This window comes from Streptomyces sp. NPDC005931, assembly GCF_042871235.1.
Classification (GTDB): Bacteria; Actinomycetota; Actinomycetes; order Streptomycetales; family Streptomycetaceae; genus Streptomyces.
Genome location: NZ_JBIAIG010000002.1, coordinates 357090 through 369517, shown reverse-complemented (window position 1 = coordinate 369517; position 12428 = coordinate 357090). Strand labels below are relative to the sequence as shown.

Genomic DNA, 12428 nt, shown 5'->3' with positions numbered 1-12428 from the left:
TGGGGTCAGCGGCGCGACATGTAGATGTCGAGCGCCTTGTGCAGCAACTTGTTCAGCGGGAAGTCCCACTCGCCGAGGTATTCGGCAGCCTGGCCGCCCGTGCCCACCTTGAACTGGATCAGGCCGAAAAGGTGGTCGGTCTCGTCCAGCGAGTCGGAGATGCCGCGCAGGTCGTAGACGGTGGCACCGAGGGCGTAGGCGTCGCGCAGCATCCGCCACTGCATCGCGTTCGAGGGCCGGACCTCCCGGCCGATGTTGTCGGAGGCACCGTAGGAGTACCAGACGTGGCCGCCCACGATCAGCATCGTGGCCGCCGAGAGGTTCACGCCGTTGTGCCGCGCGAAGTACAGCCGCATACGGTTGGGGTCCTCGCTGTTGAGGGCCGTCCACATGCGCTGGAAGTAAGAGAGCGGGCGGGGCCGGAAGTGGTCGCGCACGGCCGTGATCTCGTACAGCCGCTGCCACTCGGCCAGGTCCTCGTAGCCGCCCTGGACGACCTCGACGCCGGCCTTCTCGGCCTTCTTGATGTTGCGGCGCCACAGCTGGTTGAAGTTCTTGTGCACCTCTTCCAGGGAGCGGTTGGCCAGCGGCACCTGGTAGACGTAACGCGGCTGGACGTCGCCGAAACCGGCGCCGCCGTCCTCGCCCTGCTGCCAGCCCATGCGGCGCAGCTTGTCGGCGACCTCGAAGGCGCGGGGCTCGATGAAGTCGGCCTCCAGGTCGCGCAGACGCTTCACGTCCGGGTCCTGGATGCCCTTCTTGATGGTCGCGGCCTCCCAGCGCCGGATGATCACCGGAGGCCCCATCTTGACCGAGAAGGCGCCCTGCTGCTTCAGGTGCGCCAGCATCGGCTCGATCCACTCCTGGAGATTTGGCGCGAACCAGTTGATGACCGGGCCCTCGGGAAGATAGGCGAGGTACCGCTTGATCTTGGGAAGCTGCCGGTAGAGGACGAGGCCGGCGCCCACCAGTTCACCGGTCCGGTCGTCGAACCAGCCGAGGTTCTCCGAGCGCCATTCCGCCTTCACGTCTGCCCAGGCCGGGACCTGCATGTGACTCGCCGACGGCAGGCTCTGGATGTAGGCCAGATGCTGCTCTCGACTGATGGTCCTCAGGGTCAGGCTCATTCGGGGCGCTCCTCGGGCTGGTGTGTCCCCATGGGTTCAGGGGCTCCGGCTCTCGCGCGAAGCCTACTGCGCCTGGCGAGCCCCCCGGTTGGGCGCACGGACGCTTCGCCCCGGCCGTCCGCCGGCCGGGGCGTTCCGCGGTGTTCTGCAGTGAGTCCGGCGTCAGTCGACGAGTCCGCCGAAGAGGCCGCCGTGCGCCATGCCCAGGAAGAAGCCGACCCCAGCGGCACCGAGGCCCAGGATCAGCCCGAAGCGCTCACGCGTCGTCTCCGAGATCCACTGGCCGTACCCGCCGGCGATGATGCCCAGGAGACCGGTCCAGGAGCTGAGCAGGTGCAGGTGGTGGAACATCGCCGTGACGAAGGACGTGATCCCCAGCACCAGGGTCACCGCGAGCAGGGTGTCCTGGAGCGGGTGGGGCTTGCCGTCCGAGGCGAAGAGTCCTCCGGCGGTGTTGGGTCGCATTGCCTGTGCCATGGGGCACCTCCTGCGAAGGGACGGCGCACGGTAGCGCCATATACACCCGATGCGTACAGACTGACGGGCTCCCCGGGCGGATTTCAACCGGAAGCCGGTGTGCGGGTAGTCTGTACCGTCTGCACCGGTGTCTGTCCGGACAGAGCCAGGCAGGAGTCGGGGAGAGGACCGCGGTCCGTCCCGGCCGGCCTGGGGAAACCGCCGCCCGACCTCGATTGTCAGTGGCGGCTGTTTTACTGACAGGCATCGTTGCGCAACGCATCACGACCCTCCTGCCACGGAACGACCGTGGCCGCTGAGTCCAAAGGAGGTGGGTTCCACATGCGTCACTACGAGGTGATGGTCATCCTCGACCCCGATCTCGAGGAGCGTGCTGTCTCCCCGCTGATCGAGAACTTCCTTTCTGTCGTCCGTGACGGTGGCGGAAAGGTCGAGAAGGTCGACACCTGGGGCCGTCGTCGTCTCTCGTACGAGATCAAGAAGAAGCCCGAGGGCATCTACTCGGTCATCGACCTGCAGGCCGAGCCTGCGGTCGTCAAGGAGCTCGACCGCCAGATGAACCTGAACGAGTCGGTCCTCCGGACCAAGGTCCTCCGCCCCGAGACCCACTGAGCTCTCGCTCAGCTGATCTCGGGATTCGAGTAGCAGCACCAGCAGCCAGCAGCAAACCCGCCGAGAGGTTCACCCATGGCAGGCGAGACCGTCATCACGGTCGTCGGCAATCTTGTCGATGACCCCGAGCTGCGCTTCACCCCGTCCGGTGCGGCCGTCGCGAAGTTCCGTGTCGCGTCGACTCCCCGCACCTTCGACCGCCAGACGAACGAGTGGAAGGACGGCGAGAGCCTGTTCCTGACCTGCTCGGTCTGGCGCCAGGCGGCGGAGAATGTCGCCGAGTCGCTCCAGCGAGGCATGCGCGTCATCGTGCAGGGCCGGCTGAAGCAGCGGTCCTACGAGGACCGTGAGGGCGTCAAGCGCACGGTCTACGAGCTGGACGTCGAGGAAGTCGGCGCCAGCCTGCGCAATGCCACGGCCAAGGTCACCAAGACCACCGGCCGCGGTGGCCAGGGCGGATACGGCGGTGGCGGCCAGCAGGGTGGCGGCGGCTGGGGCGGCGGCCCCGGTGGTGGCCAGCAGGGCGGCGCTCCCGCCGACGACCCGTGGGCGACCGGCGCTCCTGCCGGTGGCCAGCAGGGTGGTGGCGGCGGTTGGGGCGGTGGCTCCGGCGGCGGTGGCGGCTACTCGGACGAGCCCCCCTTCTAGGCGGGCCGTACCCACACTTCTTGATCACACAGGAGAATCACCATGGCGAAGCCGCCTGTGCGCAAGCCGAAGAAGAAGGTCTGCGCTTTCTGCAAGGACAAGGTCACGTACGTGGACTACAAGGACACGAACATGCTGCGGAAGTTCATTTCCGACCGCGGCAAGATCCGTGCCCGCCGCGTGACCGGCAACTGCACGCAGCACCAGCGTGACGTCGCCACGGCCGTCAAGAACAGCCGTGAGATGGCGCTGCTGCCCTACACCTCCACCGCGCGATAAGGGAAGGGTGACCGACTCATGAAGATCATCCTCACCCACGAGGTCTCCGGCCTCGGTGCCGCGGGCGACGTCGTCGACGTCAAGGACGGTTACGCTCGCAACTACCTGGTTCCGCGGAAGCTCGCGATCCGCTGGACCAAGGGTGGCGAGAAGGACGTCGAGCAGATCCGTCGTGCTCGCAAGATCCACGAGATCCAGACCATCGAGCAGGCCAACCAGGTGAAGGCCCAGCTCGAGGGCGTCAAGGTCCGCCTCGCGGTCCGTTCCGGCGACGCCGGTCGTCTCTTCGGTTCCGTCACCCCGGCCGACATCGCTTCCGCGATCAAGGCTGCCGGTGGCCCCGAGGTCGACAAGCGCCGCATCGAGCTCGGCGCGCCGATCAAGACGCTGGGCGCTCACGAGACGTCCGTGCGTCTGCACCCCGAGGTTGCCGCCAAGGTCAACATCGAGGTCGTCGCGGCCTGAGTGCTGCGCTCGCTGAAGCAGTGAGCATGGGGGCCGCACCCTTCGGGGTGCGGCCCCCATCGCTGTGTTCGTCGGTGTGCCAAACGGCAGAGTGTTCCGGGTATGGCGCCCGCGTTTCACGTGAAACACGTCGCTTCACGTGAAGCGGTCAGCGTGTGGCGCCCGTGACGATCCATCGGCCCGAGCGGGTCCGCAGCCACAGCGTCAGCATCCGCACCGTCATCATGAGCGTCATCGCGGCCCAGAGGGCGGTGAGCCCGCCGCCGAACACCGGAACCAGCAGGGCGACCGGGGTGAAGACCGCCAGGGTCAGCAGCATGGCCCAGGCCAGGTAGGGGCCGTCACCGGCGCCCATCAGCACCCCGTCCAGGACGAAGACGACTCCGGAAATGGGCTGGGAGAGGGCAACGATCATCAGAGCGGGCAGGGCGACGTCCTTGACCGCGGGATCGCCGGTGAACAGCGGCAGGAACACTGGCCGCGCGAGCACCACGAGCACGCCGAGGACGACTCCGACAGCGATGCCCCACTCCACCATGCGGCGGCATGCCTCGCGTGCTCCCTGGGCGTCGCCGGCTCCGAGGTAGCGCCCGATGATGGCCTGCCCCGCGATGGCGATGGCGTCCAGCGCGAAGGCGAGCAGACTCCACAGGGAGAGGATGATCTGGTGGGCGGCGATGTCCGAGTCACCGAGACGGGCCGCCACGGCCGTCGCGATCATCAGGATCGCCCGGAGCGAGAGCGTGCGGACGAGCAGGGGCGCCCCGGCCTGGGCCGAAGCCTTGATCCCCGCGGCGTCCGGCCGCAGCGAGGCCCCGTGTCTGCGCGCCCCGCGCAGCACCACGGCCAGATAGACCGCGGCCATGCCGCTCTGCGCGATGACCGTGCCCCAGGCGGAGCCGGCGATACCCAGGCCGGCGCCGTAGACGAGCACCGCGTTCAGGACGCCGTTGGCCATGAAGCCTCCGATGGCCACGTACAGCGGCGTCCTGGTGTCCTGGAGCCCGCGCAGCACGCCGGTCGCGGCGAGCACGATCAGCATGGCGGGTATGCCGAGTGCCGAGATCCGCAGATAGGTGATCGCATACGGGGCTGCCGTGTCCGAGGCGCCGAAGAGGTCCACCAGGGCGGGCGCCGTGGGCAGGACCACGGCGATGACGGCGGCGCCCAGCAGCAGCGCCAGCCAGATGCCGTCCATGCCCTGGCGGAGGGCTGCGGGGAGGTCGCCGGCACCGACGCGTCGGGCCACGGCGGCCGTGGTGGCGTAGGCGAGGAAGACGAACACACTGACAGCGGTCATCAGGAGAGCCGCGGCGATACCGAGGCCGGCGAGCTGTGCCGTGCCGAGATGACCGACGATCGCGCTGTCGGCCATGACGAAAAGGGGCTCGGCGACAAGGGCACCGAAGGCCGGGACGGCCAGCATGACGATCTCTCGGTCGTGCTGTCGCCGGGCGGCTCCAGGGCGCGCGGGGGCCTGTGTCATGTGCACCAATCTAATCTTCCACAGGTAAGAGATGCAAAGGAATCTCAGTCCTTACATGCAAGGTGAGGGTGTGTGCTTGCGTACACCTCCGGAGGGGATCTTGACCCGACCGGGAAACTTTTTCTCCTGCACAACCCGTGGATGACAAAACAGCAGGTCAAAGCGGTGAGGGAGAAGGGTCTGGGGTCTTGTTCACAGGACTGTCCACTGGGTCGTGCACAGGTTTCGCGGAGTTCTCCACAGCATTGGGCCAGTCGTCCACATGGCCTGTGGATAACCAGATTGGCTGACGGTGCCGCCGGGCCTACGGTGGTGCGGCGCCCCCTCCGTCCGCCGGCTTAGAAACCCCCACAATTCCGGCACGGTGCAACCGGAGTTGGGCCTCTTACTTGTCAGTGCCGTGCCGTAGAACTGAGGGGCACGGCGAGGTCCGCTCGGCGGACGGGAGGAGGTGGCTCGGTTGAGCATTTCCGAGCCCTTGGACGACCCGTGGGCCGACAGCGGACCCAGCGATCGTCTGCCCGCCTCCCGCCGCCGTGAGGACGTCGGCCGGGGCCGTGACGAGCAGCACGAACGAGGCCGGGACACCGGAGCGTGGGACGGCGGAGGCTCCGCCTTCGAGCGGGTGCCTCCTCAGGATCTCGAGGCCGAGCAGTCCGTCCTCGGCGGCATGCTGCTGTCCAAGGACGCCATCGCCGACGTCGTGGAGATCCTCAAGGGCCACGACTTCTACAAGCCGGCGCACGAGACCATCTACACGGCGATCCTCGACGTCTACGCGAAGGGCGAGCCGGCCGACCCCATCACGATCGCCGCGGAGCTGACCAAGCGCGGCGAGATCAACAAGGTCGGCGGGGCCTCGTACCTGCACACCCTCGTCCAGACGGTGCCGACGGCGGCCAACGCGGCGTACTACGCGGAGATCGTGCACGAGCGCGCCGTACTGCGCCGTCTCGTCGAGGCCGGTACGCGCATCACCCAGATGGGATACGCGGCCGACGACGACGTCGACGAGATCGTCAACCGGGCCCAGGCCGAGATCTACGCGGTCACCGAGCAGCGCACCAGCGAGGACTACCTGCCGCTGGGCGACATCATGGAGGGCGCGCTCGACGAGATCGAGGCGATCGGCTCGCGCAGCGGCGAGATGACGGGCGTGCCCACCGGCTTCACCGACTTCGACTCGCTCACCAACGGCCTGCACCCGGGCCAGATGATCGTCATCGCCGCGCGTCCCGCCATGGGCAAGTCGACGCTCGCGCTGGACTTCGCGCGGGCGGCGTCGATCAAGCACAACCTGCCGAGCGTCATCTTCTCGCTCGAGATGGGGCGCAACGAGATCGCGATGCGTCTGCTGTCCGCCGAGGCGCGGGTCGCCCTGCACCACATGCGGTCCGGAACCATGACCGACGAGGACTGGACGCGTCTGGCGCGCCGGATGCCGGACGTCTCCGCGGCACCCCTCTACATCGACGACTCCCCGAACCTGTCGATGATGGAGATCCGCGCCAAGTGCCGCCGGCTGAAGCAGCGCAACGACCTCAAACTGGTCGTCATCGACTACCTCCAGCTGATGCAGTCCGGCGGCTCCAAGCGCGCCGAGAGCCGTCAGCAGGAGGTCTCGGACATGTCCCGTAATCTCAAGCTGCTCGCCAAGGAGCTGGAGATCCCGGTCATCGCACTCTCGCAGCTGAACCGTGGGCCCGAGCAGCGCACCGACAAGAAGCCGATGGTTTCCGACCTGCGCGAGTCCGGCTCCATCGAGCAGGACGCCGACATGGTCATCCTGCTGCACCGGGAGGACGCCTACGAGAAGGAGTCCCCCCGCGCGGGCGAGGCCGACCTGATCGTCGCCAAGCACCGAAACGGCCCCACGGCCACCATCACGGTCGCCTTCCAGGGCCACTACTCCCGCTTCGTGGACATGGCCCAGACCTGACGCCATGTCCACGACGCCGCAGCCGGCCACACCGTCCATGAGATCGTCCCAGCCGGATGTGGCGCGGGGGCTTCTTGAGAACCGTCCGGCCCCGCCGTGGCTCGCGCGCCCCGACCCCGTCGTTCGCTCTGCCCTTCGGCCCGGAAGGGGGTGCGGCAGCTGATGAACTGAGGGCATGACGACACCTCAGGAAGAACAACTTCTGCCCACCACGCGTCGGGCCCTGTTGCACCGGATCGCTGTTGCCCAGGCCGAGGGGCGGGCGCCGTCGGTTGTCGCGGCGGTCGTGCGGGGTGGGCAGAGCGTGTGGACGGGGGCGCGGACCTCCGTGGAGGGGCATGCACCGGACGGGGACGTGCAGTACCGGATCGGTTCGATCACCAAGACGTTCACCGCCGTGCTCGTCCTCCGGCTGAGGGACGAGGGGGTGATCGATCTCGGGGATGCGCTGGAGGAACATCTCCCGGGTACGGGCGTGGGGGAGGCGACCATTGCTGAGCTGCTCGCGCATGCCGGAGGGCTGGCGGCCGAGACGCCGGGGCCCTGGTGGGAGCGGAGCCCGGGGGCCCTGCGCCCCGAACTCGCCGACGTTCTGGGTGAGCGGCCCCTCGTGCACCCCGTCGGGCGGCGGTTCCACTACTCGAACCCCGGCTACGCGCTGCTGGGCGCGCTGGTGGAAGAACTGCGGGGCGCCCCGTGGGAGGAGGTGCTTCGCCGTGAAGTGCTCGAACCGCTGGGTCTCAACCGGACGGACGTTCGTCCGACGGCCCCGCACGCGGGAGGGTGGGCGGTGCATCCATGGGCCGACGTGATGATGGCGGAACCCGCGGAAGACCTGGGGCGGATGGCTCCTGCGGGGCAGTTGTGGTCCACCGCGAACGACCTCGCTCGCTTCGCGGCCTTCCTGGCCGACGGAGACGAGCGCGTCCTGAGTGCCGACTCGCTGAGCGAGATGAGGACCCCCGCGGCGCCGGCCGAGGCGGCGGACGTCGCGAGCGGTTACGCCTATGGCCTGGGTATGGAGTTGCGTCACCAGGACGGACGGTCCCTCGTCGGGCACACGGGCTCATTGCCCGGCTTCCTCGCCTGTCTCGTGATCAGCGTGGAGGACGACGTGGCCGCGGTGGTGCTGGCCAACTGCACTTCCGGTGTTCCGCTGCTCACGGTCGCCACCGATCTCGTCCGGATCGTCGCCGAGGCGGAACCGCGCATCCCCGCTCCGTGGCAGCCGCTGCGTGAGGCGGATCCGACGGTGCTGGAACTCGTGGGGCAGTGGTACTGGGGAACGTCCGCCTTCGCGTTGCGCCTGTCGGCCGACGAGTTCCTCTCCTTGGAGCCGCTGTCGGGCCACGGCCGTCGCTCCCGCTTCCGTTCCAACGGTGACGGCACGTGGACGGGCCTGGAGGGCTACTACGCCGGTGAGTTTCTGAAGCCCGTACGGCGATCGGACGGGGCCGTGAGCCATCTCGACCTGGGATCGTTCGTGTTCACGCGCCAGCCGTACGACCCGAGTGCGTCGGTGCCGGGCGGAGTGGATCCCGACGGGTGGAGGGGGATCGGCGGGCTCTGACCGGAGCGGGCGCTGTTTCACGTGAAACAGCGCCATGGTCCGTCACAGGGGGCGTTTGAAGCCCACGTGGGAGGCGGTGAAGCCGAGCCGTTCGTAGAAGCGGTGGGCGTCCGTGCGGGAATTGTCCGAGGTCAGCTGTACCAACTGGCAGCCTTGAGCGCGGGATTCGTCGATCGCCCACTCCATGAGCCGAGTCCCCAGGCCGCTGCCGCGTTCATCGGCGTGCACCCGCACGCCCTCGACGACCGACCTGGTGGAGCCCCGCCGGGAGAGACCGGGAATGACGGTGAGCTGGAGCGTGCCGACGACCCGGCCGTCGCGCACGGCGACGACCAGGCGCTGGTTCGGATCGGAGCTGAGCCGCTCGAGTGCGGACAGGTACGGGCCGAGGTCGTCCGGCGACTCGCGCTGCGCGCCCAAGGGGTCGTCCGCGAGCAGGCCGACGATCGCGGGGACGTCCTCGGCGACCGCGGGGCGTATATGCACATCTCCCATGGGTGCACCCTAAGCGGACATCACGGCGACTCGCGGCGCTATGCCGGTACCGGGGCCTTGAGCGTTTCCACGGCCCGGACCAGAGGAGCGAGCTCGGGGTTCTTCGCCGCCTCGTCGAGGGCTTGGCGCAGAGCCCTGTCATTGGTCGGCCGAGCCTCCTCAAGAAGCTGGAGACCGGCCTCGGTGACGTTCGTGTAGATGCCGCGCCGGTCCGTGGGGCACAGGTAGCGCTCCAGCAGGCCGCGGTCCTCGAGCCGGGTGACCAGCCGGGTCGTGGCGCTCTGGCTGAGCACGACGGCATCGGCGACCTGCTTCATCTGCAGATGGCCCCCGTCGCCGTCGTGCTGCCGGCTGAGCACGTCGAGCAGGGAGTACTCGCGCACGCTCAGATCGTGTTCGGCCTGCAGGGCGCGCTCGATCTGGGCCTCGATCCTTCCGTGCAGCAGGGAGAGGGCGCACCAGCCCTGGGCCAGGGCGGTGAGCGCGGGGTCCGTCGCGGTCATTGGCGGTTCCTCCGTCCAGGAGCGGCTCACCCCAGGGTAGAGCAGGAACGCAATAGACGACGTTTGCAAATAGTCGGCGTCTGCAATTATTGTGGTCAAGCCTTAGGAGCTCCTGCAATCACTTTGGAAGGTGTCTGTCCCCATGCCTCTCGCGCTCCTCGCCCTCGCGATCGGGGCCTTCGGGATCGGAACGACGGAATTCGTGATCATGGGCTTGCTGCCCGAGGTCGCGAGCGACTTCGGCGTCTCGATCCCCATGGCCGGCTACCTGGTCACCGGCTACGCCCTGGGGGTCATGTTCGGGGCCCCGCTCATGACCGTGCTCGGCACCAGGATGTCCCGCAAGCGGATGCTGATGCTGCTCATGGGCCTGTTCATCGCCGGGAACCTGCTCTCGGCCCTGGCACCGGCCTTCGGTGTCATGCTGATCGGGAGGGTGATCGCCTCGCTGGCCCACGGCGCCTTCTTCGGCATCGGCTCGGTGGTCGCGGCCGACCTGGTCGCCCCGGACAAGAAGGCCGGAGCCATCGCCATGATGTTCACCGGGCTGACTGTCGCCAACGTCGTGGGTGTCCCGCTGGGCACGCTCGTCGGCCAGTCCGCCGGCTGGCGCGTCACCTTCGGCATCGTCGTCGCTCTCGGCGTGATCGGCCTGGCGGGCATCGCCCGGCTCGTGCCCGACCTGCCCAGGACCGAGGGCGTCCACCTGCGCCACGAACTGGCCGCCTTCAAGAACGTCCAGGTCCTGCTCGCCATGGCGATGACCGTCCTCGGCTTCGGCGGTGTCTTCGCGGCCATCACCTATATCGCACCGATGATGACCCACGTGGCCGGCTTCGCCGATGGCTCCGTCACCTGGCTGCTGGTCCTCTTCGGCCTCGGCATGGTCGGCGGCAACCTGGTCGGGGGCGCCTACGCCGACCGGGCCCTGATGCCCCTGCTCTACGTGTCCTTGGGCGCCCTCGCCCTCGTCCTCGCGCTGTTCACGCTGACCGCGCACAACAAGTTCGCCGCGGCCGTCACCATCGCACTCGTCGGCGCCCTGGGCTTCGCCACCGTCCCACCGCTCCAGAAGCGGGTGCTCGACCAGGCGCACGGTGCCCCCACCCTCGCCTCAGCGGTGAACATCGGAGCCTTCAACCTCGGCAACGCCCTGTCCGCCTGGCTCGGCGGTCTCGTCATCGCAGCGGGCCTGGGCTACACCGCCCCCAACTGGGTCGGTGCCGTCCTCGCCGCGGCCGCCCTGGTGCTGGCGTTCGTTTCGGCCGGCCTCGAGCGCCGCGAGCAGGCCACCGGCACCGTGATCACGGGTTCCCTGTCCGCCGACCGGCCGACCCCCGTGCATCACTGAGCCCCCGAACGACCGCTGCGGTGTCAAGACCGTTCCCGCCGCCATCGGCTGGCCCCACCTCGGCACAGCCGGCACCACCCGCACCACACCAGGAGACCGATCCCATGCGCATCACCACCGCTGCCCCGCTCGGCATCGCCGACACCGAATCGCTCGTGGCCACCGCCCGCCGGGCCGCCGAAGCCGCCGGGGCGACGGTCAGCGTCACCGTCCTGGACGCCGGAGGCCATCTGCTCGCCTTCCGGCGTGACGACCGGGCCGTGCTGATCTCCGGCGAGACCAGCACTCGCAAGGCGTACACCGCGCTCCAGCTGAACGCGCCCACCGCCGATCTCGTCGACGCCGTGCAGCCCGGTGGCCCCTTCCACACCCTTCCCACCGCGCTCGACCGGCCACTGCTGTTCATCGCGGGCGGCCTGCCCATCCACCGCGACGGACGCCTGATCGGCGCTATCGGCGTCGGTGGTGGAGCGCCGGAGCAGGACCACGCCTTAGCGACGGCTGCCGTGGAGGCGCTCGCCTGACACCGGCTTGCTCATACGAAACACCGGTTCCCGAGAGCATCGGGAACCGGCGTTCGTCATGCCGGTGCGGCTCAGCCCGCTGCGACTGTCACCGGGGCGAACCGCCGTTGCCAGACCCCTGGCAACTCCGTGATCCCGTAGGTCATGACGGCGTTGAAGGCGACGGACGCCAGACCACGTTCCTTGGCCCAGGCCAGCAGCTCCTCGTGCCGGACGTCGATGTCGGTGCGCAGCGGCCGGTCGCTGTGTGCGGCGAGGGACGCCAGGAGCGCCTTCGCCGTGCCGGTGTCGCGGGCGATCAACGGACCCACGACATGGGTGTCCATGTTGGGCCAGGCGGCCGCGTACCCGATGAGCCGCCCGCCGTCCTCGGCGACGCGCAGGTGGTCGGCGAAGGCGGGGAGCCGGGTGACGATGTGCGTACGGTCCACGCCGAACACCTCCTCGTCGAGCCGGAGAATCGCCGGAAGGTCCTCGGCGGTCGCCGCACGGGTGGCGATCCGGGGCTTGGGCCCACCGGGGACGAAACGGCCGCGCAGCATCTCCGCCCGGCCGGTGACCTTGAAGCCGAGCTCCTCGTAGAGAGGACGGCCGTTGGGCGTCGCGTGAAGGGTGAGGGGCGTGGTGCCCATGGCCGAGATGACGTGGCGCATCAGTCGACGGCCCACGCCCTGTCGTGCGTGCCGCTCGGCCACCAGCACCATGCCGATGGCGCCGAGGGCCGGGTACTCCCGCGGTCCGTACTCGGTGACGACGCAGGCGGAGACCAGGCCGCCACCGGGGTCAGCGATGCCGTAACCCTTGCCGGCGGAGAGGAGGAGCCCCCACTTGTGTTCCTCCCGTGGCCACCCCCGGTCCTCGGACAGGTCGGCGCAGGCGGTGAGATCGCGGAGCGTCAGGCGGCGAATGGGCAGAGCGTCAAGGGAAGGTGTCGGCACGCAGGTCAGGCTGT

At 68.9% G+C, this 12428-nt stretch carries 14 protein-coding genes; 8 read left to right on the top strand and 6 right to left on the bottom strand.

Going from position 1 to position 12428, the window contains the following annotated elements:
* Positions 1 to 5: 5 nt before the first annotated feature.
* Positions 6 to 1127: a peptidoglycan bridge formation glycyltransferase FemX gene (femX, locus tag ACFYOV_RS05650; protein WP_260824913.1), complete on the bottom strand. Its 1122-nt coding sequence runs from the start codon at positions 1125 to 1127 to the stop codon at positions 6 to 8.
* A 162-nt stretch (positions 1128 to 1289) separates the two neighbouring features.
* Positions 1290 to 1604 (bottom strand): hypothetical protein, encoded by a 315-nt coding sequence (locus ACFYOV_RS05645; protein ID WP_389083178.1) that lies wholly within the window; start codon positions 1602 to 1604, stop codon positions 1290 to 1292.
* Positions 1605 to 1925: 321 nt separating this feature from the next.
* Between ACFYOV_RS05645 and rpsF the strand changes: the two genes are divergently transcribed.
* The 4 genes from rpsF (at position 1926) to rplI (ending at position 3608) form a co-directional block, all read left to right on the top strand.
* Positions 1926 to 2216 carry a 30S ribosomal protein S6 gene (gene rpsF / locus ACFYOV_RS05640; protein WP_004985983.1) on the top strand — a complete coding sequence of 97 codons (291 nt, stop codon included), beginning with the start codon at positions 1926 to 1928 and terminating at the stop codon, positions 2214 to 2216.
* Between the two features lie 75 nt (positions 2217 to 2291).
* The gene (locus ACFYOV_RS05635) at positions 2292 to 2864 is read left to right on the top strand and encodes a single-stranded DNA-binding protein (RefSeq protein WP_389083176.1); all 573 of its coding nucleotides are present in this window, start codon (positions 2292 to 2294) and stop codon (positions 2862 to 2864) included.
* 42 nt (positions 2865 to 2906) lie between these two features.
* Positions 2907 to 3143, top strand: a complete 237-nt coding sequence (gene rpsR / locus ACFYOV_RS05630) for a 30S ribosomal protein S18 (RefSeq protein WP_003949403.1) — start codon at positions 2907 to 2909, stop codon at positions 3141 to 3143.
* 18 nt (positions 3144 to 3161) lie between these two features.
* The gene (rplI, locus tag ACFYOV_RS05625) at positions 3162 to 3608 is read left to right on the top strand and encodes a 50S ribosomal protein L9 (protein ID WP_081236198.1); all 447 of its coding nucleotides are present in this window, start codon (positions 3162 to 3164) and stop codon (positions 3606 to 3608) included.
* A gap of 148 nt (positions 3609 to 3756) precedes the next feature.
* On the opposite strand, the gene ACFYOV_RS05620 is transcribed toward rplI, so the two are convergent.
* Positions 3757 to 5094 (bottom strand): MATE family efflux transporter, encoded by a 1338-nt coding sequence (locus ACFYOV_RS05620; RefSeq protein WP_389083173.1) that lies wholly within the window; start codon positions 5092 to 5094, stop codon positions 3757 to 3759.
* A 460-nt stretch (positions 5095 to 5554) separates the two neighbouring features.
* Here ACFYOV_RS05620 and dnaB point away from each other — a divergent pair, with 460 nt between their 5' ends.
* Together dnaB and ACFYOV_RS05610 are read left to right on the top strand one after the other, a co-directional pair.
* Positions 5555 to 7033, top strand: a complete 1479-nt coding sequence (gene dnaB / locus ACFYOV_RS05615) for a replicative DNA helicase (RefSeq protein ID WP_389083170.1) — start codon at positions 5555 to 5557, stop codon at positions 7031 to 7033.
* A 175-nt stretch (positions 7034 to 7208) separates the two neighbouring features.
* The gene (locus ACFYOV_RS05610) at positions 7209 to 8603 is read left to right on the top strand and encodes a serine hydrolase domain-containing protein (RefSeq protein ID WP_389083168.1); all 1395 of its coding nucleotides are present in this window, start codon (positions 7209 to 7211) and stop codon (positions 8601 to 8603) included.
* 42 nt (positions 8604 to 8645) lie between these two features.
* Here the strand turns inward: ACFYOV_RS05610 and ACFYOV_RS05605 are convergent, their stop codons facing one another.
* A complete protein-coding gene (locus ACFYOV_RS05605) occupies positions 8646 to 9098 on the bottom strand; it encodes a GNAT family N-acetyltransferase (RefSeq protein ID WP_389083165.1) in 453 nt (150 codons plus the stop codon).
* Between the two features lie 38 nt (positions 9099 to 9136).
* Positions 9137 to 9601, bottom strand: coding sequence for a MarR family winged helix-turn-helix transcriptional regulator (locus tag ACFYOV_RS05600; RefSeq protein WP_389083163.1), 465 nt, complete (start codon positions 9599 to 9601; stop codon positions 9137 to 9139).
* 142 nt (positions 9602 to 9743) lie between these two features.
* On the opposite strand from ACFYOV_RS05600, the gene ACFYOV_RS05595 reads away from it, so the two are divergent.
* Positions 9744 to 10952 carry an MFS transporter gene (locus ACFYOV_RS05595; RefSeq protein ID WP_389083160.1) on the top strand — a complete coding sequence of 403 codons (1209 nt, stop codon included), beginning with the start codon at positions 9744 to 9746 and terminating at the stop codon, positions 10950 to 10952.
* Between the two features lie 104 nt (positions 10953 to 11056).
* Positions 11057 to 11476: a heme-binding protein gene (locus ACFYOV_RS05590; protein ID WP_389083157.1), complete on the top strand. Its 420-nt coding sequence runs from the start codon at positions 11057 to 11059 to the stop codon at positions 11474 to 11476.
* Positions 11477 to 11547: 71 nt separating this feature from the next.
* Here the strand turns inward: ACFYOV_RS05590 and ACFYOV_RS05585 are convergent, their stop codons facing one another.
* Positions 11548 to 12414 carry a GNAT family N-acetyltransferase gene (locus ACFYOV_RS05585; RefSeq protein WP_389083155.1) on the bottom strand — a complete coding sequence of 289 codons (867 nt, stop codon included), beginning with the start codon at positions 12412 to 12414 and terminating at the stop codon, positions 11548 to 11550.
* Between the last annotated feature and the right edge of the window lie 14 nt (positions 12415 to 12428).